We start from the raw sequence: 23,670 nt of genomic DNA on the forward strand, positions 1-23,670 counted from the left end.
GAAAGTACGACTTCATTTATTTTCTAAGGTAAGTACTGATAACTTAGTTTCTCGCTGATTTCCATATTATTTTTGATCGGTAGAATGGTGAAACTCCAGTGGTAATCTTTGTTTGTCGGGAGCTTGTATTTGGGGTAAGGTTGAGAACCCCAGCTATCGTCCCCGGCAACACCCATCATACGGTGATCCAAGCATACTTCCACGAAATTGCGGGGGAAAATGTCATTGACGTGCGTTTGTTTGGGTTTCCGGTTTTTCGCCATGAGCGGGTCATGGGATTCTCCTTGCGTGAAGTTTTGCCATTGGTACGGGCGATTGGATTCTTCCCCGTCGAAATCTTCAATCCGGTTGCGGGAAACGTTAAACTCCATGAAGTTCGAGTCGGCAATAAACAGGAGGCCCTTCCCGGTTTTATCCGTGAGTGCCAGCCAGCGGGTTTCTGTCTTGTGGCCGTTTTCTTGTGGCCGTACGTATGGAACGTATTGTTGCTCGGCCGTACTTTTGTAATGGCCGATAAGCGTTCCGTTATTCCGGTCACAATAGTTTTCCTCGGGACCCCGTCCGAGATATTCCAGTTGATTTATGTCCGTGGGGATTCTGAAACGTACTCCGATTCGGGGAAGTTCGGGGGCATCCGGTTGTGTTTCTAGATGGCAGGCCACGTGGATCATGCCTGACGGGTATAGCGTGTAAGACACGTGGTATTTGCTATTGGTTTCTTGAAGTCTGTACGTGATGGTTAGGTTCGTGTTTGTCGCGGAAGTAGAGGTTCTGATCCCGGCAATCTTAAAATTCTTGCTTGCTTGTTTCCAGCCTTGTTGACGATTCGGCATTCCATTGCCATAATCGTTGTCCGTGGGTCCCCGCCAGAAGTTGGGTTGGAACCCGAAATCTTCGGCAATGTATTGAATGCCATTGGTCCGGTAGGAAGTCACGTATCCTTTCTGTTTGTTAAACACGAAGTCGATATTCGTGCCGGATATATGGATTTCCGGTCCGTTCTCTTCCATGGCTAGTGTTTTTTCAGGGGTAGGGCGGAACACGGGCGCCGGGGTGTAATCCGGTAACCTGAATTGTTCCGAGGCCACGATGTAGCTGGCAGGAATAGAGAGATTCGCTTGTTTGGACTTCACGTAGAGGTTCAGGAAATACTCCGTTCCGGGTTTATTCTTCACGTTCCTGAGTGGAATCGTGAGCTGTTTGTTTGCCCCGGGGGCGAGATGTTGCGTGGGCAGGGTTCCGGACTGTACGGTTTCCGTGTTTGCCTGTATCGTGTACTCGATCGTGTATTGATTCAAGTTCGTGAAATCGTATCGATTTTCTACCCGGATGATTCCTTTTCTCAGATCAACGGGTTGAAACCACACGTACTGGTAGACCTTTTTTACTTCGGTTAAACCGGGGTGCGGTTCTCTATCAGGGCCAACCACTCCGTTACACAAAAAGTTCCCGTCAGACGGGGAGTTTTCTCCGAAATCTCCACCGTATGCCCAGAACGGGGTTCCTTCTTCATCTTTCACGAGGATTCCTTGGTCAATCCAATCCCAGATGAACCCGCCTTGCAAATTGGGGTAACGATAGATCACATTCCAGAGGTCCATGAGGTTCCCGGTACTGTTTCCCATGGCATGGGCATATTCCGACATGATATAAGGGCGATCCGTTTGCGTGTTGCCCCATTTCTCCAGCGTGGTTGCACCCGGGTATTGCGGGCAGTAGATGTCCGTGTTCCATTCGAGAAGGGCTCTCTCGTACTGTACGGGACGTGTCGTGTCCTTGGATTTTAGCCAATTGTAAGTCATGTAGAAGTTATACCCGTTCCCGGCTTCATTCCCCAGAGACCAGAACGTGACGCAGGGATAATTCTTCCCGGTTTCGTACATGTTCATGGTCCGATCTATATGGGCGTTCAGCCAGTTCGGGTTATTTCCTAATGTTCTTCCCTTGCGAAGGTCGTAGCCCATGCCGTGGGATTCTATATTCGCCTCGTTGCAAACGTAGAATCCGTATTCATCACAAAGTTCGTAAAAGCGCCTTTGTTGGGGGTAATGGCAGCATCGTATGGCGTTAATATTATGACGTTTCATGTTCTCGAAATCCTTGCGCATATCCGCCTCGCTGAGAACGTGACCCGTGTGCTCGTTGTGTTCATGATAATTCACGCCTTTAATCAGTACGGCACGACCGTTTACTAGGAATTGGTTCCCCCGGATTTCCAGCTTTCGGAAACCGACCCGGAAAGGAATGATTTCCGGGTTTTTCCCCGGTTGTTCGATCCGGATAAACAGCTGGTGCAGGTTTGGGGTTTCGGCTGTCCACGGGGCGACTTGAGCAATCTTCGCATCGAAATGGACTGTTGCAATGGAATCTATTTTAATGGTTTGTGTCCCTTCTGCCACTCGTGTTCCCGAGGTGCTTTCCAGTTGGTAGGACACTGTGGCTTGAGCCGTTTGCCGGGGATTGGCGTTTACCAAGAATAAATCCAGCCCGAAAAGTCCGTTCTTGTACGTGCTGTCCAGATCCTGACGGATGGAGAAATCCCGAAGATGCACGGGGGATTGTGCGAACAAGTAAACGTCCCGTTCGATCCCACTGATTCTCCAAAAGTCCTGACATTCCAGATAACTTCCCGTTGACCACCTATATACTTCAAGAGCGATAAGGTTACGCCCCGGTTTTAGGTAGCGGGTAATGTTATATTCCACGGCTGTCTTGGAATCCTCACTATACCCGACTTTTGTGCCGTTCACGTACAGGTAGCAACCCGATTTTACTGCACCGATGTGCAAGAATATCTCTTTCCCGTTCCATTGTTCGGGTATCTCGATGTATTTCCGGTAAGATCCCACTGGATTTTCCTCCGGTAGAAGAGGTGGTTGCGGGTTACGGGGACAGAATTCGTAAGGGTGATTCGTGTAAAGTGCGTTTCCGTAACCGTTTACTTCCCAGTTTGCCGGGACGTCAATCTCTCCCCATGCAGAATCGTCGAAATCTGTTTTATAGAAGTTCATTGGGCGTTTTTTGTAGGAAGGAACCCAGTTGAATTTCCATTTCCCGTTGAGCGATTTGTAATCAGGGGATGTGTTGAAATCATTACTCCGAGCTTTATCCACATTACTGTAGGTCATGAATGCCGTCCGGGGATATTCTTTCCCGACAAAGGGTATGGTCTCGTCTTGCCATTCCGGTTTCACTTGCATGAAAGCCGTGGAACAGATTAAACAACAGATAATCGTGGAGAATAGTTTTTTCATCTTGTATGTAGTTTGAGATTTTAGAGTCTAAAGATAGTGTTTTTTTGTTAAAAGTGGTAATCTGTTTCTTCAAACCTTCAATATAGCGTGTGTCAAGAAAATAATTTGAACAGAATGATCATTCATGATGACAAACAAAACTATATCTTTGTTGCCAATTTAATGTAATCATTTACAGTTATGAATGTAAAAGCTAAAGGATACGTGTTAGGGGTCATTGCGGCAGCAACTTACGGGATGAATCCCTTGTTTGCCCTTCCCCTGTACGAGGCGGGGATGAACCCGGATTCAGTTCTTTTTTTCAGGTACTTGTTTGCTATCCCGGTGTTGGGTGCGATGATTAAGTTGCGGGGAAGAGATTTCAAATTGAAGCGAAAAGAAATACTTCCGTTAATTATCATGGGATTGCTGGTGGCACTCTCGTCACTTACCTTGTTTCAGAGTTATAATTACATGGCAGCCGGTATTGCATCGACCTTGTTGTTCGTTTACCCGATCATGGTAGCCTTAATCATGGCCTTTCTCTTTAAAGAGAAACTGACGTTACAAACAATTTTGTGTATCATGCTGGCGTTGGGTGGTATTGCCTTGCTTTACAAGGGGGAGGATGGTTCGGTGTTGAGTCTGACGGGAGTGATTCTCGTTATCGCCTCGGCCTTGTCATATGCCATTTACATTGTCGCTGTGAATAGACCCTTGTTGCGAGAGATTGCGACACTAAAGTTGACATTCTATGTTTTAGTTTTCGGGTTGTCCTTGTTCTTGGTTCGTGTTGATTTCGGGGCCAGTCTGCGTGTGGTAGACACGTGGTATTTGTGGGGTAATCTGGTTGCCTTGGCCGTGTTCCCGACTGCTATATCGTTTCTTTGTACCACTCAGGCCATCCAGTATATCGGTTCGACCCCAACCGCTATCTTAGGGGCTTTGGAGCCTTTGACAGCGGTATTTTTCGGGGTGACGGTTTTCGGGGAACCTTTAACCGTGAGAGTGGGATGTGGTATTATGATGATTGTTTTTGCCGTGACCATTATCGTTGCGGGAAGTAATGTTACGACTTATTTAGTACGTTTTAGGAAACTTTTCCCGAAACTCCCGATAAAGAGAAAGCCGACTTGTTAACTGACAAATAAGAGAGAGGACCGTAATGATATGGTCCTCTCTTTTCATAATTAGTCTTTGTGGGAATTAAGATATTTATTGATTTGATATTCCAAGCTACCTAGTTGATGAAAGCCACTAGCGACGATAATCCCGTGCTGGTCCACCAGTACCTTGTGCGGTATTCCCCGGATTGCATACCAAAGGGCGACAGGATCTTTCCATCCTAACAGGTTGCTCCCGTCTATCCAAGGAATATTTTCTTCTTTATAAGCTTTTTCCCACGCCTCTTTATTGTCATCTAGCGATACGCTGACTACTTCGACGCCTTTTTCATGATAGACTTCATACATCTTTTTAATAGAGGGTATGGTTGCCCGACACGCGCCACACCAAGATGCCCAGAAATCGACAAGAACAAGTTTATGTTTTTTATACACGTCCGAGAATTTTATGGTTTTCCCATCATGCCCTTTCATCTCGAAATCAATACATGGTTTGCCGGGGACATTGATCCTTGAATACTTGATAAACTCGAAGTAACGTTGACAGGTTTCTGTTTTCTGTACCTTGGTTGAAAAACTTTTCAGTTCGGTTTCAAATTCATCTAAGGATAAGAAATTACGTACATAAATATTCAACACTTTCAAGAATCGTTCGTCATCTCTATTCTCTCGAATGGCGTTTTTGGCAAACTCGACCTTTTCTTTTACCAGTACTTGATGTTTTTTATAAATGCTGTCTTTGTAGCCTTGGGAAAAATCGTTTTCACCCCAAATTACTTTTCGATATTCATTCTCTTGTTTCTCGATGAGGGACATCTCCTTTCTGAACACCTCGTACTTGCCCTGTGCGAGTAGATTGGCGAGAGGATAGAACGTTAAAATAATGATTATAAATATGTTATTCATGATGTTTCGGGATTAAATCATTCTTGTTTTTTAGCCACCGCTTGAAATTTACACTGGATCGTCGGGTAGATGGAAGATGATATTTTCACGTTCATAATTCCCCGTCGTCCGTCTTGGTTCTCGAAACCGATGACACTTCCGGTTGTCACTTCGACTTTATCCACGGCTTTCGAGAAGTCCATCCGTTCCAGTTCAGCGTCCCCAGCAAGGTCAAAATTGACAGCATCCAATGGGATGAACTTTGTCGTTCGCATGGTTGATGCATCATAATCCATTCCGTCTGCCACGAACAGGTTTTGCGTTTCCTTGTTGGCCGGGTTCAGGAAATAGTGTTTCCCGTCGCTTGCCGTGTAGGCCGCCACGTCGATCTCGTCCTTGTGTGTCCCGAAACTGCTATTCGAATAGGCCTTGTATTTTGCCGGATTAAAAAACATACTTCCTTGGGTTTTGCCGGCAAGTTTATACAACCATAACCAACTCGTGTTTCGAACATAGTTCACGATCTTGAACGAGGATTTTATACTTCCGGATTTTCCCTTGTCATTATACGCTTTGAAGGTCATGCTAAGCACTTCGCCCACGATGGCTTTGTCATTGGGTACGATAACGGGGTAAATCATCATCACGGTGGAAACGGGACGGGATAAATATCCCTCTTCGTCTACCGTCAGTTCCAGTGTTTCATCCACTAGAGCAAACCGGATAGAATCCTTCAATTCATTGAAATCATGGCTCTTTTCCACGATTTCAATGCGACGTAAAGTAGTCCCGTTGGTCGACGCTATGAACTTGAAACTTATCGTGTCTCCCGGCAGGGCTACCACCGTGTCAACCGTTTCCATTAACGCCATGCTTACTCCATCGGAGGGTTCCAACACGTCACCGAGTGAGCAGGCAACCATCAATGACATAATAATTAATGCTTGGAATCCGTTTTTTAATATATTCATTTTCATCATGTTGTCTGGTATTATAAAGGTTTTTGCTCTACTACGAAATTGTGTTCCAATTCGGCTTTCGGAATAGGGAAACATAATTGATCGTCATGCTCGAAGTTCGGGTTCATGTCTTTCAACTTCCGACGACCGCTTTCGGTATATCTTACGGCGAGATAGAATATAGCCCCGTTTTCCATCCCGATTTCCCGTACATTCTCCCGGAACACCTCTTCCAGCACGTCTGACAGGGAACTGTAATCGGCCGCCTCAAAAGTCGTGTTACCGGAACGAAGACGCAGGACATTCAGCACGTCCAGACAATCCTTTATGGAGGCATTCGTGCGAGCCATGGCCTCGGCCTTGATCAGGTACATCTGGGCTACCCGCATGTAGTACATCGGGCAATCGCCGGACGTGACGTAATGTTTCTTCCACACCTGCGTCTTTCGTGCAGCCGTCCCGTTGCCAAGCATCACGGAGTCGAAAGTCGCCTCATAACGCTTATCGTCTTGGGTCAGAATCTCGAAATACATCTCTGTCGGTTTATAGGTTGCACCACCGAACATTTTGAACAGGCTGCCCACGTTATCATCCATGCTAGGTGGAGTCTTGATATGTCTCGTGAACATCAACTCTTTTGAAGAATACCCGTTGGCAAAAATATCTCCGTATTTGTCTTCCAATCCGAACTCATCACTGGCAATCACTTCATTTGCCAATCGAATCGCTTCCGCATAGTCACCCTCTTCTCCGCGATTCATTAGAATATCCGCTTTAAAAGCTTTGGCCGTTGTCGCGCAGGAGCGGTATTTGGAATAAAACCGGGGACCGTGCAGTATCGCGTAGTCGAGGTCCTCGAATATTTTTTCATAACTCTCTTTCACGGAACTGCGTCCCATGCTATTATTCGAGATGGATGAAGGTTCCAGACGGATGATCGGCCCGAGAGGGCTGTTTATATCCCAGAAATACCCGTATCTTCTTAGCAGGAATGCGTGGCCGAATGCACGGGCAAATTTGGCCTCTGCCAGCATTTCCGTTTTCCGGTTCTCGCCAAATAGGTTCTCGGATAATTTTTCCACGTAATAGATGAAATTATTTGCTGCGTTTACCATCTTGTAAGCTAATTCCCAAGGATCGGCAACGTACGAGTATTCTTCAGTCAATTTGAAACCTAGCAGGCCGTCCGTCTCGAATGTTCCCCGGTAGGTCCCAGTTAATAATCCCGTGCGGTACTCGTTGTCGCAAATGTAATTTGCACTCATCGTCCCGTAACCCTGTAAATTCGAGAAGATGCCGTTTAACGCTGTTTCCGCGGAAGTCTCGTTCGTGATTGCGTTTTCCCCGACTAATTCATGCGGGGGAAGTTCATCATCAAACATACTGTCACATCCCGTTATTGTAAAGAGAAACAATAAACTATATAAAAATATCTTGTTCATAATCAAATCATTTAATGGTTACTTTCACTCCGAAATTGAACGTTCTGGTTTTTGGGTAAGCCTCCGTGTCGACCGAGGCTCCTTGGATTGCATCACTGCTCCACGATTCGGGAGAGGGGCCGGGATAGGACGTGAAGGTATACACGTTATTTGCGGAGGCGAAAACACTGATGTTCCCGAATATCTTTGTCTTGTCCACGATATACTTGGGGAACCTGTATTCCAAGTTGACGTTTTGTATTTTAAGATACGAGGCGTTATAGACGGAGAAGTCTGTAAAATCATTGTTGTAGAAATCCAGCCGCACGCACGGGTAATTGCTATCCGGGTTTTCCGGGGTCCAGCGTTTCAGCGCAACGTCCAGCACGTTCGCTGTCCCCGTGGAGGCAAAACAGAATTGATTGGCCTCTGCCGTCCATGCCTTTTGTGCCCCGTAACTGAATGTTCCCTGCACGCTAAGGGTGAGGCCTTTCCAGCTTAAACGGGTGTTGAACCCTCCTTCGAAATCCGGGCGGGAACATCCTAATACGATTTTGTCCTCGTGGTTCCCGTATACTTTATTTACTCGGCCGTCACCGTCCTGATCGACAAATTTCAAATCTCCGGGAATGGTTTTCCGGTAAGAATATTGCTCTTGGTATTGATAGTCCGGGTTCAGTGATTCGTAGTAGTCAATTTCAGCTTGAGAACGGAATACCCCGTCAGTTTCAAATCCATAGATTAATCCCAGTGATTCTCCTTCCCGGATGACCGTGTTACTTAGGTAGGTCTGCCCGGGGGCAGAGATGTATTCTGCATCAAGTCCGGTAATTTTGTTTTTGTTCTTCCCGATATTGAAACCGAAAGACCAATTCCAATCCTTGTTTTGGATGATCGTGGCCGAGATGTCAAATTCCACTCCCTTGTTCTCGATGTTGGCAAAATTCACGCTGGTTGATTCCATCCCGGTACTCAATGCCATGGTGAAAGGGTATAATAGGCCTTTCGTGGTCTTCTTGTAGAAACCTAAGGAACCTCTTATTCTCTGGTTCTTCAAAAAGCCGAAGTCTAACCCTAAATCATATTGTTTGGTCGACTCCCATTTCAATTCGTTATTCCCGATCTGGCTCGGTATCGTTGCCGGCATATTCTGATAATCGGTAGAGGAATACAAGGTTCTCCATCCGTATTCTCCGACCCAACCATTACCCGTTTTTCCCCATCCGGCACGGATTTTCAAAAAAGATAGTCCTTGGGAATCTTTCAAGAAGTTCTCCTCGGAAACGATCCACGCCGCCGCAAATGACGGGAAGGTTCCCCATCTGTATTTCGGGGAGAACTTGGATGAACCGTCCGAACGTATTGTCCCGGTCACGAGGTAACGATCCATGAATTTATACTCGATTCTTCCCACGAAAGATAATAGCACGGATCCGCTGGCACTACCGTTTACCGCCCCGTATTTATAGGGATTAGCTCCTTGCCATATTGCGTTCTGTACGTAGTCATCCGGGAAATCAGTCATGGATAGCGTGTAATACTCCTGTTCCTCGTCGTTATAATTACTTGCCAGCATGGCGGTTAATTTGTGATTCTCTCCAAAATCCTTCATGTAGGACAAGCGTATTTCGAGTTCTTTACTATCGGTTTTGCTATGTGTTTTTCTTCCGAAACCTTTTTGGTCTCCCCAGTAGCCGCTACCTGCCTGTGTGCGGCTGGACTGGTAAGCGTAACGTTCCCCCTTCCGGGTTTGGTACGTGTATTGGGTGATCAGGTTCAGTTCGGGTAAAATTCGAAATTCCAGATTTCCCGTGAGCCGTACGTTGTGATCTTCGCTCTCCGTGGTGTTTTCTTCCATTTCGATAATCGGGTTCACGACATAATAGGTGCGCCCTGAATAGAGATATGAATGTAAATACAAGGAACCGTCGTCATTGTAAGCCTTTATATCGGGACGGGCTTTCGCCGCGGTGGATAGGCCTGCATTATTGCTTAACCTGTCGGATAGAGTTCCGGAGACTTTCACGGTGGCCCGAATCCATTTATTAATATCGGCGTTGAAACCGATGTCATACGTGTATCTCTCGTAATTCGTTCCTTTCACTTGTCCCAGCTCATCCGTGTAGCCCAAAGAGGCGTTATACCCGAAGGAACTGCCGCCTCCCCGGATGGAAACTTTATGCTGCTGTTTGGAACCGTCCCGCATGATGTATTTCATCCACGGGGTATTGGCTTCCCCGAAGAAATCCGATGCGGCAAACGTTGCGTATTTGGAGTATTTGGTAATATCGTCATATCCTTCCGCTTTTGCTCCATTGCGGACGGCCTCCATGACCAGCATTTTGAACTCGTCCGTGGTCAATGTGTTCACGTCGGAAACGAGGCTCGTTATGCTGTAATCATAGCTGTAATTAATTACCGGTTTTTGGTCTCGTCTACCGCCTTTTGTCATGATCATGATGACTCCGGCCGCAGCTCTTGAACCATAAATGGCGGCAGAAGAGGCTCCTTTCAGTATGTCGATACTCTGAATATCATCCGGGTTCAACTCGTTGATGTCAAAATCACTTGTCATCGGGACGTTATCCACCACGATTAAAGGAGAGGTTGCCCCGCTTAGTGACGGGACGCCCCGGATCTCTAACCGGGCAGGGCTACCGGGCGCCCCGTCTCCTGACAGAATGCTCAGACCGGGAATCTGGCCTTGCATCATGTGGGCCACGCTTGTCGCTGTCGATTCTTCGATAATCCGGGAGTCAAAGCTTGCCACTGATCCGGTCAAATCTTTTTTGGTTGTTGTTCCGTAACCGATAACGACAACCTCTTCTACTTCGCTTACATCTTCTTCTAGCACGACATTCAACGTTTGTTGGCCGGTCCACTTTACCTCTTTCGTCTTCATCCCCACGAACGAGAATGATAGGACTAGAGAATCTCGTTTTTCCACGTTCATCACGTATTCACCTTTCACATCCGTGGACACACCGACGGTTGAACCCTTTATCAAGATCGTCACTCCCGGTAGAGGGGTTCCCTCTTTGTCTTTCACGATTCCCCGGATGACGATGGTCTCTTTTTTCGTGTCATTTGTTGGACTTTCTGACATGGAAAGCTTGTTCATTCCCGGGTGATGCCTTGTGTAATTTGCGTTCGACAATAAGGGTAAACAGCATAAAAATGGTAATACGATAAGTCCCCATCCCTTTCGTCTTCGGGGAAATTTTGTTTTCACGAGTGCGAGTACTCTTTTTTGCCTCGCTTTTGTTTGTGGATTTTTTTTCATAATTTTGATTGTTAATTAATAGAAATGTGAATTAATTGACATCAGGGAGTGTATTCTTAGTGTCTGAAGCCAGAATACACTTCCGCTTTTATTTTTCCTTGTTATTAATAATCAGGAATTTTGAGTTCGATTATATGGGTAGCTTCACATTATAAGGCTATTTAGGTGTTCTATTGGGGTATCAACTATAATCTGATGAGGCCTTATCAAGGGTAATATTTTCTGTTTCATAATTGTTTCGTTAAAATGGTTAAAGAATATATGTTTTATTCCTCTATTATTCACAATATTGACAATACAGATGCCTTTTTAAAAGGCATAACTTCCCTTCTGGCATTTCTGCCTCTCCATGAAATTTTCGTTTGTTTTTACATATGCAAACGTGATTAACCGGACGATTTCTTTACGCAATTCAATAGTACAAATATATTGTATGGATATGTCATTACAAAATAATTCATCGAAAAACTTTCCTTTAACATTAAAATAATTTTGAAATGGTAGCAATACAGGATGTGATAGAGGACGTAAAGAAAACGGAAATTGAACTTTTCGTTATCAATAAGGTCAAGGAATTTAGGAAAGCGGCAAAAATGAGTCAAAGGAAACTCTCGATGGAATTGAGACTAGGTAGTTCGTATGTTAATAGAGCTGAAAATCATAAGCTTAGAGAGAAATATAATTTGAATCATTTGAATGAATTATCGAAAATTTTCAAATGTTCTATTGCGGATTTTCTGCCATCGCCTAATGTGGAAGTTGATACAATTGATCAATATTTGGAATTGCACCCGAAATTAAAAGCTAGAAATGAGAAAATGATTCGGGATGCAGAGGAAAAAGGACGGAAAAAGAGGGAGGAAAAGGAAAAGAAAGGCAAAGCGGGGAGGAAAAAGTAGTAATCTATTGAACTGTTCGTGTTATTACCTAATCCAACCCAAATAAAGTAGTAATTTAACCCAAATAATCTCACTCCCTCAGAGATCATTCGATGCTTATTCAGAACTTAGTCATTCCGTAATGTTTAAGTCACGAGTAAGCATCGAATGAACTTCGAATAAGGGGGATTATTTCCCTAGGTTCTCCGTGGGATTTCCCTTGCTTTTGGTTTGATGGTGATCATGCCGTTTTTGTGATTCGAGATTTAGGATCGTGATTTACTCTCTTGCTGTTACTTTTTTTCGCCCTACCAAAGCTTACATCCTGTTATTATGTCTCCCTTGTCTTTTCGTTATTTCTTCGTTCCTATAGAGCTATGCTTTAACGATAGGATAACGAATAAATAACGGAGATATACAAGAGAAAGTATTGTGTATTAGAGTATTTGTTGAGATACGTCTATTCTTGATCTGTAATTTTGTGATGAGGGGTTGGGGTGACTGAAATAAAGAGATGATTAGGAATAAACTTTTTTAGGATAAGATATTTCTTTCATAGATTAATATTTTATCTTGTTCTGCCGAATCTTTCGCAAAATCTTTTAGTTGTCCCTCTTCCACGAGATCAATTTTCTTGCGGAGAAGGGATTGTAGGGCGTTCACGATGCTAATATATTTGAAAAGAGTAACATTCGCACTCTTGTCAAAACGGACAAGTATATCAATATCACTTTCTTTTGATTCTTCCCCACGAGAGTAAGAGCCAAAAATCCATACCTTTTCCACGGGTTGTAGTGTGAAAAATTCTCTTAGTTTATTGATAATAGTCTGTTTCATACTATTGTTCTCTTTCTGCAAATATAGGCATTGTTGAGGACAAAACAAAAAGAAAACCACCTATGAAAATAGGTGGTTTCTTCGGTGACCTCGGTGGGACTCGAACCCACGGCCCATTGATTAAGAGTCAATTGCTCTACCAGCTGAGCTACGAAGTCTTCCTTGTTGCAAGGGCTTTTAACCGTTTTGCGGGTGCAAATATGCAACAATATTTTTTAATCTGCAAGAAAATTATTCTTTAATGTTGTGATAAACGTTAGTTACGTCATCATCTTCTTCTAATTTTTCCAGCAATTTGTCCACGGTTTCTCTTTATCAGAGCTTTAGATTAGAATTAATTTTTAGTGATTTTTACCCTTAAAATTGGTGGTATTTTATCTCTGGTTTAACTCATGGTTTAACTCAGAGAATGGTTTTAGTTAAACTAGGAATTATCCAAGAATGTGAATAAATTTTTAACTATTTATATATGAATATATTATTGCTGTGGGAGACATTGACTTTTGCCTCTGCTATTTTTGAATCTGTTCGTAATGAATTGGACCGATTCTATTGTATTTATTTAGCTTGTATTCATAAGGATAAGTTTTTATTTGATGAATGTTTTTTACTTAGTTGTAAGGAAAATTTCTAAGTAAATTCATGAGATAATGAGTAAAAATGATGTTCTACTGACTATCCCATCCTCTACACTTCAATGGTATTTATATCTTATATATTACAGATTGAAGTGTTGGTGGTTGGTATTTAACTAGTGTTGCTCATAGATTATTATTTTTAAAGTTATTGATTGGTTTTGATTGTTGTGAAGGGGAATAGGGATTTAAAGGAAAACTCCCAATAGTGTGAGTATTGGGAGTAGGTGTTTTTATTCTTCGGTGATCTTGTCAAAATAACTCCAATCGTAGGAACTTTTGTAAGTATCTAAATAACCAACAGGCACTTTTACGGTGCAATTAGAATATATATTTGAATCAAATGACTTATAAGAACAATCAGGCGGTGTTGTTAATCCTATTTTGAAAATCGTAATTCCACACATATAAAATGCCTCGTTTGCGATCATTGTCAATTTAGAGTCTGATGGGATATTTACTATTTTAAGATTTGTACAACCTTTGAATGTATAAGCTTCTATTTTCTGAACTTTACTAGGAATATCTATGTTTGTGATCGTTTTACATCCATAAAAGGCATATGTCCCAATAGATTCAATGGTGTTGGGGAAAATAATATTTGTCAAGTTTGTACAGTTGTAAAATGCGTATTCTTCTATTGTTGTTGTGTTTTGGGGGATATAAATATTGGTTAATGAGGAACAACCTTGAAATGCTCCTGCATTGGTTAATCCCCCGATGGATTCTAGTTTTGAGTTGGTGGGAATATTTACTGAGGTTAATTTTGAGCAATTTTTGAAAGCTCCTGATTTGATTGTTATAATATTTGCGGGAATATCAATATTAGTAAGTGAGGAACACCTTTCAAAAGCATTTTCTTTTATTGTGGTAACACCCCTAGGTATAATAATGGATTCGAGAGACGTACAATTTTGAAAAACTTGTTCACTAATTTCACTTAAATTGTCTGGAAGGATTATTGATTTTACATTTGTCGCACTCATAAAAGCCATAATAGGTAATTTCGTGAGATTGACTTCTGACAAATCAAGTTTTGTCAACGAGGAAATAGATTTTGTGATTGTTTCAAAATCTGTAGCATTAAGTGTTCCTTTTATTTTTAATTCTCTTACATTTTTCAGATCACCCTCTGTCATTTGTTCTTTTAACGTACCCGCTGTTGTCACATTGATATTTAGAGCGTAAACGGCTTGTTTAAAAACTATCGTTTCGATTGTTTTACCAGAATTGTCTCGTAGTTCAATGGTTGCGCTTCTTTCTCCTCCCGTGTTAGGGGCGATCACGAATGTAAGTGTTTCATTTCTTAGAGTCCTACCAAGACTTTGTTGTTGTGTTATCCATGTCTTTGCCTCCGTAGGAATGTAAACAGAATAGTTAATATTAGTGCTTAATGGAATTTCTTTTGTTTCGCCAGTGGCAGGAATGTCATAATAATTGTTTGTGATGTTAATAACTCCTTGAACACAATATATATAGTTCATTATCGTGGTGTTTTCTCCATCATAGACAAGTACAAGAATTTCATCATCGGTCATCGGATCGGGAGCTGTAATCGTGATAACTCCTGATGTAGTATTTGTTGCTTTAACCTTGGCCGTCCATCCTCCTTGGCCAAGTGCTTTAACAATTGTTTTTGATGTAGCACCTGTGAGCGTGTAATTAATCGTTTGTGAACTGCCGGGCATAACAACGATTTCACCTGTTTTATTGAAACTTATTGCTAGTTCCTTGTACTTAGGGATATAAATAGTAGTGCCATTGGCTAAAATTAAAGTTACTTTTTCATCATCTTGTGTCACGTTTTGAAAGAATGAATCTCCGTCTTTGCCGTCTTCTCCATCATTTCCTGTCGCTTGCCCTATGTCAATCCATGACCTACCTTCATCGGTTGAAAGTAACCAACGTCCATTTTCAATTTTTAGTTTTGGTGCAATTGCGTCTTTCCCATTTTCTCCATCAATTCCATTTGCTTTTATTTTCTTACCCTGTTGATCAGTGAGCCATTGTCCATCTTTAGTCCAATAATATATCCCATCGGAATCTTGTTTTATAGCGATTTCGGGTGTTTGCCCATCTACTCCATCCACTCCATCTTTTCCGTCCTGTCCATTTTCTCCATCTTTTCCTATTGCACTAACAGGAGAATTGTTTGAATCTAAGATGCGATTATAAATTTTTCCATTGTCATAGCTAATAGTCCAATAACCTTCGGTATCAATTTTCAATAATGGTGTTATTCCATCTTTCCCGTTAAGTCCATCTTTCCCGTCTTCCCCGTTTGTGCCATTCTCTCCTTTTGCTTTTATTGATGATTTAATTCCATTAATAACCCAATATCCATCGGGACTAATTGATATGCTTGGGGTTATCCCGTCCATCCCATCTTCGCCAGAGGCTTTTACATTTGTTTTAACCCCATCAATGTACCAGTAATTGTCACTACCAATTTCTATGATTGGAGTGTGTCCGTTCTCCCCATCTTTTCCTGTAACTCGGAGTTTTTTCCCGTTATCTAGTAACCAAGTAGTGTTTCCATTTGTGGTAATAGTCCAGTAATAAATGTTATCCGTGTCTTTGGCTACACCAATTATAGGTGCATTTTGTCCATCAACTCCATCAATTCCATTCTCTCCATTTTTCCCATCTTTTCCGTCATGTATTGTAGCGATAGTATTGTCTGTGAAATAAATTTTGTAACCATTCTCTATTGTTTCAACCTTCGACACGTAAACATTTTTCTCTAAATTGGAAATAATTGTCTGAATTGATGAGATTTCAGAATTCATCTCCTTTACTTGTGTTTCTAATGCTGCAATTCGATTTTCTAAAGACGAGTACTTTGAATTTAGATCGTTAATATCATCTTTTAAATTTCCATCATCGTAACAACTATTCACAAGTGGAATAATTGTTAGCATTACTAGGTAAATGATTGATTTTCTCATAATGTAAATTTTGAATATTATTGTTTCTAGGCGTACTTTTCCTCTGTATTATAATTTTTCCCCTCATTGAATATAGGCACTTAAAAAGAACAATATTTCTTTTGCGTGTCGTATTTCTTTTAATCTAGATGTAGCCACTTCTTTTATCGCATCTTCAGAAGCGTTAAGGCATGAATTGTTTTTTAATTCATTGACTAGTTGTTCTAAGGTAACATCTTCATTAGCTTTATAGGCTTCATACGAGATTTTATAAAGTCTTTTGTAATCCATAGCACTTGTAGCTTTAAGATTAGGAAGCATTGAGCAATAATCTTTAATTGCAGATTCTAGTTTTGTTACGCACATGATGGCAGTTTTTTATTACCCCAATCCCCCAAGAGTAATTAATATAAAAAGAAGCGTGGAGATTGCTAGTTTATTAATCTTGAGGTACGACCAAGCACCCGACTAAAAATAAACAGCCACCCCACGCTAAACCATTATATATTCATGAAATGTATATATGGCAAGCATGAGCGTTTGTACCGTCTATCCCTTTAGTCTTTTAAATTGGTCGTTTTCAAGATTAGGATAAAACTAAACGCTTCTTATTAATATGTCTGCCCCCTAGATCACTCCAAAGGACACCACAAATGTAAATAATAATTAGCATTCTACAAACGCTCAACAGGGGTGGCTGTATGGCAAAAGTATTAAATTTCAGTGTGAATAGCTTGTAATCACTCTTAATATATAACCATTCTACAATTCACCCCTCTGGCTGCCTATTCAATATAAACAACCAAAGAGGTGAAAATCCTTACCCTCTCTTGGATAGTAACAGGATTATAAAAAAGATAAAAACAGCACAAGATTCCACTATTGCTGATCTGGGATAGATGGTGAACAAGGCAATGATGTAACCGATGAAAGTGATCAAAAACATCACCATGTACCATTTTAAATTCCTTTCAAATTTTTTATCTATCTATTTTGACTATAATTATTCCCTCTAGTAACCTTCCTCTGAATAGCTGGAATAACTATCTTCCCCCACGATAATATGATCCAGACAATTCATGTTTAACAGCTTGCAAGCCTCCATCATGTTCTTGGTTATTTTTATATCCTCTGGACTAAAGGTCAAACTCTGGCTTGGGTGATTATGGAATATAATTAGATTGACTGCATTAGTCTTTATCATCAATTGCAAGGTGGTTCTGGGATCTATAATAGTATGCTCTTGATTCCCGACACTCAATCTTGCGACACCTAACACCTTGCAGCTTGTATTTAATAGCATCACCCATGCCTCTTCATGGTGATATAAACAACCCTCAAAAAAGGGTCTGATGAGTTTATATGCCTCCATCGCCATCGTGACCCTTGGTCTATCCTTGGGTTTAACCTCTGGCTTGTATTTAATCTCCACCTCTGATAATAGTGTTAAATCATTACAACCTTCTCCTGTTCTAGTTTCACTGATAATTGGTGATGATAGATTCTTTTCATTCATGATTATAAATTTAATTGATAAGACACTGGTTTTAAATAGAATTGGGTAACATGAATGAAATATCATAACAAGTTACCCTCTTCCATTTTGTTTTTATTCAAGGTCATACTGGGGGATGTGAGGTTGAATAGTCTAATCACTCGCCTAGCTTGATAAATTTTCAACTTGTACCATCTTTATAAAAATAACAAGCTAATCAATCATCCTCTCCCAACACTTCAATGGTATATATTATAGTATATATATCAATCAAAGTGTAGGAGGGGGAATGAATGTTTCCTTTTTAATCTTTATCATCATCATTCTAGAAGGAAAAGGATGGGAGAGATGGATGCCTGAGGGGGAAAAAGGATAAGGCTTATTTATCAAAAGTGTAGTATGGGTATAAAAAAAGCAACCACTTTGCAGTGATTGCTTGATGAATTAAATATCAACTAGAATTGTTTTTAGTTTCCCACTCCTTGCCAATTCTTGTAAATGCTGCCATAACTTCGCAGAACCTTCTCGAAGTAGATCATGATTGAGGTATTCAATATCAGTTGAATAATTGTAATGTTCCGTTATTTTAAATGGAACAAGACTTGGAGATTGCTCCTTCTCTTTTTTTTCTTTTTTCTTCATGTTGTTTTGTTTTAAGTTTGTAGTAAATGATAATTCTCTCCCAACATTTCAAACTGTTATTTTTAAAGTAATAATCATGTAGAAGTGTAGGGAGAGGGAAAGAGTGAAGAGCTACTAGTTATTAAATATAGCTGTAACCTTCACTTCTTTTATATAGTAAATGCTTATCTAGGAGGTCTATTTTATATTGAATAGATTTATCTATTAGAATCTCTATATTATTCCAGAACTGGGGTAAAGAAATTCACCTGTTCCAGTGGCTTTTTCATCTGGATGGTTTACAAGATTTTCATTGATTGGAAGTAGTTAGAAGGTTTCAATAATCTCGTAACTTCTTCCATGATTGTTATACTCTTTAGTGTGAAACAACAATCTAAAATACTGGACAGCATTATTATGTAACATCTTTTCCATCCTGTTTTTAACAAGTAACTTGTTCATCCTTTCAGTGATCTCATCACCGGTTAACCTTTCACCCACTTTAAACTCTGAGAGTAGGAGGGTTCTGAAGGTGATCAAGGTGGGATCAGTGCTATGCCTGATCTTCTTGCAAGCGATCACTTGATTCATCTTTTTAGTGTTGTGCAGGTGTTGTTCCTGCAATTCTCTAATCTCTTCATCCTGCAAACCTAGGGTAAGTAGTTCTTTATAAGTTCTTTCCACGGTATATTGCAGGGAATCCTTGTCGATCTTCACCCCCAAGACTGGATGAGAGTACTCTTTGCCCATGAAGGTAGTTGTCTCGTGTTGTTTTGACTTGTAAAACAAATCAATAGCTTTCAATGTTTCTTGTTTTTTCATGTCATGATCAATTTTGTTATTATCATTATTATTTTCCTTGTTCTCTTCATTACCACAATCTAGTACTAGTTTGGATTCAAGTCCAGAATTGCATAGGGTGATATTGTAATATTGCAGGACTTTATTCATCCTGTGTAATTGTTCATAAATAGTATAGTTAATCTTCTTGAAAGCGCTAAAAGCTATCCCTTGGTGATCAATCTCTCTGGTCACATTTATGTACTGGTCAAATTCATTAGCTTGTAATTTTAGCTGCCTTTTTAATTTCCTAGTGCTTTTAGTTATTTTCACCAGTTCATCCATCCTTTTTTTGGCACCAGTTGTTAGCTGGTCTTTTAGAAAATCAAAAATAGAAGGGAAATTGTATATCCCACTATCCTCTTCTTTTACCCATGTGGCATTGGTGAGGATGAGAGATGTAACACTAGTATCCTCTCTAAACCTGTTCATCATTTGCACAATGTCAACATAGGTATGTCTATTCTTCCCCGGTGCGATAACAAGGAAATAATTCTTTCCCAGTAATGAATATCCTTGAGTGTAAGTGGTGAAGATCACCTCTGCATCAATCCTGCATTCATTAACTAGCTGGGAGAGGTAATCGGTTTTATCCCCTTCACTTTCAGCTCCCATGTCCTTGACAATTAATTTATCCTCTTCCTCTACCTTTTGCCCTTCTTTCTTGATAACCTTTGTTTCTGAATTAATAGCGGCAATTCTTTTAATCCCCCTCTTCTTCAATTCTCCTATAACTTCGGGGAGTAGGGTGGATTTATCAAGTAAAGAAATAACAGGGATCTTGTTGTTCCTCCTTGCAAACAAGCATAATTCAATAATCCCACCTGCTAAATCTTTATAGGGGACAAACCCTAGCTCTCTTTTGTCTGGAATCTCTTTCCTTGCTTTTAGCACCTGCATCCCTTTAAATATATTATCATTACTGGTGACAGGTGTGCCAGAGAGGAATATGATCCTCTTGTAAAATTCTAGAGAAGTCATCACTTCTTCGATAGTACTCCCTTTCCAGCCAATTTGTGTGACTAGAGTGTGAGCCTCATCAATAATCACGGTCTCCCTGCTTTCAAATTTAGGGATATGGTGCTGGATGGTGATGATTAAACTTGAATTGAAATCTTCTCTATGATCTGCTGTGTAATATGGTATCTGGTACTGTGCTGATAGTTGTTTTGCCAAGTTAATGGTATCAACAACAAAAACAGCTTTTATCTCCCTCTCTTTTAGATAATTGAGAATGTAATAGGATTTCCCACCACTTGTTGGGCAATCCACGTAGATTTTAAACTCTTCATTAAAATCCAAGTCATCAAGAAATCTTGTTTCTGATAACTTTTCCTTGAATGTAAACTTTTTACATTCCATAAACTTTTAAGATTTAATTAATTATTAATCCTCCTTCAACACTTCGATTGTTATTTTTACTATATAAAACAGGTTGAAGTGTTGAAGGTAAACATCACTTCTAGTGAGTTATTTTTAACACATTATAAACCTGTATGTAAAGGTTTATCTATTTTGATATAATCTATCTGGATGGTGTTATTTACAGGTAGAAATGGAAATTTGCCCTGTAAAATGGTATCTAGGAAGGATGTAGAATATCCTTTAATTATGTTACAAAGATATATAACCTTCACAACATTTCCAAGTGAAGTGCAGGGAAAATTTTACATTTGTTAAGAAATGGGGAGGGGATAGGTTTTATTGTTTTTTGGATGGTGTGATTATAGAGGTTTGATGATTTAACAGGCTAAAGGATGATTCCCCTTGTTTGCCTTGTTGACAGATAGGGGTTAAGCACAAGATAATGCCTTAAATTGTAGCACTAATCTCCCACCTTGTTTTGGAGTGGCAAAACAAGGGTTCTCATAATGCTTGGAGATAAGAAGACTGGTTTAAATTTCCAGTCCTCTTTCTCCATTTGTCTTGTCACTGTTTAGCAATAGAGCGTTCGAATTTGTTACTTAAAAAAGTGAGAATATCAAAAACTTTATCTCCATCTAAACCTTGAATATATTCAACCTCTTCTTCAGTAAGAGTATCTAGCATTGATAAAGCATTATTAACACCTATACTCTCTTTTGTTGTGGGAGATTTGACCGTGGTAAGTTTTACAAACGCATCAATAAAATAACGTTTACCGATCTCTTTTTCAAGTCCCAATTCTTGGAGTTTAGAGATGATATGCTCTCCAATTTGTAAATTGTACTGAATTGCTTTCGGTAGTATTCCGCTTGTACTTCTACTCCATTGTACAGGAGTAAAAATCTTTCCTAGAGTGTAGTATTTCATTGTAGTACTTACAGGGATCTTCAAATCTATACTAACTTGTTGCACTTTTTGCAACAATTCATGTTGTGTCGCAAAAGAGGCAATAACAGCCTTTTCACAGCCTTTTAGGGTTTTGTCCAAGGCAGTGTTTGTACCCATGTACTGGGCACATTTTTGTATTGTCTCAAATTCTTTTATCTGAATATTAGATATGATTGTTAACGGTTTATCTTCAACTAGAGCTTCTTCATTCTCCCAGTAGATGGCCTGCATCATTCTCTGTTCTTTGTGATTTCCGATCATGATGTACGCATCATTTAATAGTTCCTTCTCAACAGGAACACCATTGAGAGAAGTTAATGTGATATTCTCTTTAGAAAACAGGTCTGCTTTTGTCAAATATTTGGGGAAGTCCCGTTCAAATAATTTGTCATTTATTGTTTCCATCGTGAACTTGTCTTTTGTTGCCAAGTTGATGAATGCAGGAGCTGCGACAATATAAATTGTTTTGAAAAATCTTTTTATGAGGTAATCTCCATCCTCAGTTTCTGCAGGCATCCATTCTTCCACTGGTAAGGGAAGAGGGTGTTTTTTCAATTCTTCTTTTAGAGCCTTTTTGGCTCGCGCAACTTTTCTCAGTGCGCCTTTTTTCCTCTCCTCTTTGGCTTGCTCTAATTTTTCTTTTGCTTTTTTGAGTTCTTCATGTAGACTCTTGATTGTATCTGATAAGTTAAACATATCAATCAATTTTTCCAATGAAATTTTCATGGTGTTACTTTTTAAATTATTTATTTCCATGTTATTACCCTCCAATTCTTTTTTGTGTGTATCCTTGTCTTCCATTTTTTCTGGATTTAAAGTGTTACTTACTAATTTTGCCTCACTCTCTGTTTGTTGGTTATTACCAACGATTTTATTATTATTTTCTAACATAGTATTGAAAATTAATTGTTTAACAATAATCCCCATTCAGAATAACGGATCCTTTTTATCCCGTTTGAGGGCAAGCTGTCATGTCTTTTGTCAGTGATTAGCTTGTTACCCTCCATGCAGCAAATGCCAAACCCTTTTTTTCGAAAAAATAAATTAAACGGTCAGATAAATAGGGGATAATCCCGGTATTTATCTGACTTTTGTAAAAGTGTAGTAAAGTGATTGATTACCAGTATTTTGTTTCTTTGTTAGAGAGATTTGCAAGGATGTTGAAGTTCCAGTCGACGAGACTGTCATCTGTCACTGTCATATTGTCACGAATGCGTTCCCTGACAAGTTTAATCCATTCAGACTGCATTTTTGTCATGTCAAGGTAGTTCGAATAGTATTCTTTCTCTTCTCCCTCACTTTCTCTTTTGAGTTGTCGAAGTTCTTCTATCTCTTTTTCAGTGTGGCAATGTATCTTGTGGATTATGTGAAGGAACATGATAATGAGAAGGCAAACTCCTTTCGATATTTTGTTATCATCTTTTGCAGTGCTACGATCTTTGAAGAACCGGTAAAGTTGAATAATGATGGTGTTCGTAACCTTGTCTTGTGGCGCACCTCTACGTGGAGAATTATCATCCACTAGTTCCGGTTCACAATATTCTTGAATGTACTCTTTTAAATGCTGCCAGAACCAATTATTCTTGTTAGATAGATGTATGTCCCCGTAGGCTGTTTTTATTTGTATCGGTTGGGAATTTTTATTTTTATATGTAAGCCATTGTTGATTCTCTTGGATGAACCGGAGAAGGTTATTCATATCAGGGTTCACGTTTAATAGAAATTCTTCCAACTTCTCATTTTTCATGGAACGTTCAATTGTTTCTTGTGCCGGGTTACGGGTGATGAAATAAGCCAATAGCCAGTATATCCAAAGTAATGTTTGGTTACATTCAAAATATTCATGATTTGCTTGAAGGATAGTGTTATAATTTTCTGGGATCGTGGGATTATGAAACACTAGCGGGAATATGTTATTTTCCTCGATGTAATATTGCCAGTATTCATCAAATGATTTTGCGGTGTAGATAGTTTCATTTGCGGAGGGATTAAGTTTTTGTGTCTCGTAATAAAAGAAGGTGGGAAAGAATATTTCTTTTTCTAGCCTGAAATATTTATTCAAGAGTGGGTACAGGGCCCCTACAATATTCCCGTTTATCCAAACAACATATCCCCAGAAAGGGTCTTTTTCAGCGATTCCTTTTACTTTACACATGGCCTAAGATTTTTCCAAATATAAATTTTTTTGTTGGTAAAAAAAATAACCTCAAATCCGAAGA

General features: G+C 40.2%; 15 protein-coding genes, 1 tRNA gene and 1 pseudogene. 2 read left to right on the forward strand and 15 right to left on the reverse strand.

The features are described 5' to 3' along the window. Positions 1 to 23: 23 nt before the first annotated feature. Entirely contained in the window at positions 24 to 3,254 is a 3,231-nt protein-coding gene (locus QVC79_RS11005) for a glycoside hydrolase family 2 TIM barrel-domain containing protein (RefSeq protein WP_270594625.1), read from the reverse strand. 180 nt (positions 3,255 to 3,434) lie between these two features. Here QVC79_RS11005 and QVC79_RS11010 point away from each other — a divergent pair, with 180 nt between their 5' ends. Further along, positions 3,435 to 4,373: a DMT family transporter gene (locus QVC79_RS11010; RefSeq protein WP_118302897.1), complete on the forward strand. Its 939-nt coding sequence runs from the start codon at positions 3,435 to 3,437 to the stop codon at positions 4,371 to 4,373. A 50-nt stretch (positions 4,374 to 4,423) separates the two neighbouring features. Here QVC79_RS11010 and QVC79_RS11015 read toward each other — a convergent pair whose 3' ends face one another. From QVC79_RS11015 to QVC79_RS11030, 4 genes are read right to left on the reverse strand one after another with little or no spacing between them, the layout of a single operon-like run. Further along, positions 4,424 to 5,263: a TlpA family protein disulfide reductase gene (locus tag QVC79_RS11015; RefSeq protein WP_270594623.1), complete on the reverse strand. Its 840-nt coding sequence runs from the start codon at positions 5,261 to 5,263 to the stop codon at positions 4,424 to 4,426. 17 nt (positions 5,264 to 5,280) lie between these two features. Next, a complete protein-coding gene (locus tag QVC79_RS11020; protein ID WP_270594620.1) occupies positions 5,281 to 6,222 on the reverse strand; it encodes a hypothetical protein in 942 nt (313 codons plus the stop codon). Positions 6,223 to 6,233: 11 nt separating this feature from the next. Next, positions 6,234 to 7,643 (reverse strand): RagB/SusD family nutrient uptake outer membrane protein, encoded by a 1,410-nt coding sequence (locus QVC79_RS11025; protein WP_270594619.1) that lies wholly within the window; start codon positions 7,641 to 7,643, stop codon positions 6,234 to 6,236. Between the two features lie 7 nt (positions 7,644 to 7,650). Beyond that, positions 7,651 to 10,728, reverse strand: coding sequence for a SusC/RagA family TonB-linked outer membrane protein (locus QVC79_RS11030; protein WP_287642480.1), 3,078 nt, complete (start codon positions 10,726 to 10,728; stop codon positions 7,651 to 7,653). Between the two features lie 674 nt (positions 10,729 to 11,402). On the opposite strand from QVC79_RS11030, the gene QVC79_RS11035 reads away from it, so the two are divergent. Beyond that, the gene (locus QVC79_RS11035) at positions 11,403 to 11,804 is read left to right on the forward strand and encodes a helix-turn-helix domain-containing protein (protein ID WP_270594617.1); all 402 of its coding nucleotides are present in this window, start codon (positions 11,403 to 11,405) and stop codon (positions 11,802 to 11,804) included. A gap of 513 nt (positions 11,805 to 12,317) precedes the next feature. Here QVC79_RS11035 and QVC79_RS11040 read toward each other — a convergent pair. From QVC79_RS11040 to QVC79_RS11080, 10 genes and pseudogenes are all read right to left on the reverse strand, one after another. Further along, positions 12,318 to 12,620: a nucleotidyltransferase family protein gene (locus QVC79_RS11040; RefSeq protein WP_270594615.1), complete on the reverse strand. Its 303-nt coding sequence runs from the start codon at positions 12,618 to 12,620 to the stop codon at positions 12,318 to 12,320. An 85-nt stretch (positions 12,621 to 12,705) separates the two neighbouring features. After that, positions 12,706 to 12,778, reverse strand: a tRNA-Lys gene (locus QVC79_RS11045). Positions 12,779 to 12,851: 73 nt separating this feature from the next. Further along, a pseudogene (locus QVC79_RS17780) lies at positions 12,852 to 12,932 on the reverse strand (YebC/PmpR family DNA-binding transcriptional regulator); the annotation flags it as partial. A gap of 556 nt (positions 12,933 to 13,488) precedes the next feature. Beyond that, a complete protein-coding gene (locus tag QVC79_RS11050) occupies positions 13,489 to 16,203 on the reverse strand; it encodes a leucine-rich repeat protein (protein ID WP_270594613.1) in 2,715 nt (904 codons plus the stop codon). 63 nt (positions 16,204 to 16,266) lie between these two features. Next, the gene (locus QVC79_RS11055; RefSeq protein ID WP_270594612.1) at positions 16,267 to 16,548 is read right to left on the reverse strand and encodes a hypothetical protein; all 282 of its coding nucleotides are present in this window, start codon (positions 16,546 to 16,548) and stop codon (positions 16,267 to 16,269) included. 646 nt (positions 16,549 to 17,194) lie between these two features. Next, entirely contained in the window at positions 17,195 to 17,614 is a 420-nt protein-coding gene (locus QVC79_RS11060) for a JAB domain-containing protein (RefSeq protein ID WP_287642481.1), read from the reverse strand. Positions 17,615 to 18,121: 507 nt separating this feature from the next. Then, positions 18,122 to 18,319, reverse strand: coding sequence for a hypothetical protein (locus tag QVC79_RS11065; protein WP_270594610.1), 198 nt, complete (start codon positions 18,317 to 18,319; stop codon positions 18,122 to 18,124). A 306-nt stretch (positions 18,320 to 18,625) separates the two neighbouring features. Further along, positions 18,626 to 20,500: a DEAD/DEAH box helicase family protein gene (locus QVC79_RS11070; protein WP_270594609.1), complete on the reverse strand. Its 1,875-nt coding sequence runs from the start codon at positions 20,498 to 20,500 to the stop codon at positions 18,626 to 18,628. A 567-nt stretch (positions 20,501 to 21,067) separates the two neighbouring features. Next, the gene (locus tag QVC79_RS11075) at positions 21,068 to 22,342 is read right to left on the reverse strand and encodes a hypothetical protein (RefSeq protein ID WP_270594608.1); all 1,275 of its coding nucleotides are present in this window, start codon (positions 22,340 to 22,342) and stop codon (positions 21,068 to 21,070) included. A 226-nt stretch (positions 22,343 to 22,568) separates the two neighbouring features. Beyond that, a complete protein-coding gene (locus QVC79_RS11080; protein WP_270594607.1) occupies positions 22,569 to 23,606 on the reverse strand; it encodes a BAR domain-containing protein in 1,038 nt (345 codons plus the stop codon). Positions 23,607 to 23,670: the final 64 nt, after the last annotated feature.

This window comes from Butyricimonas sp., assembly GCF_019423355.1.
GTDB lineage: Bacteria > Bacteroidota > Bacteroidia > Bacteroidales > Marinifilaceae > Butyricimonas > Butyricimonas faecihominis.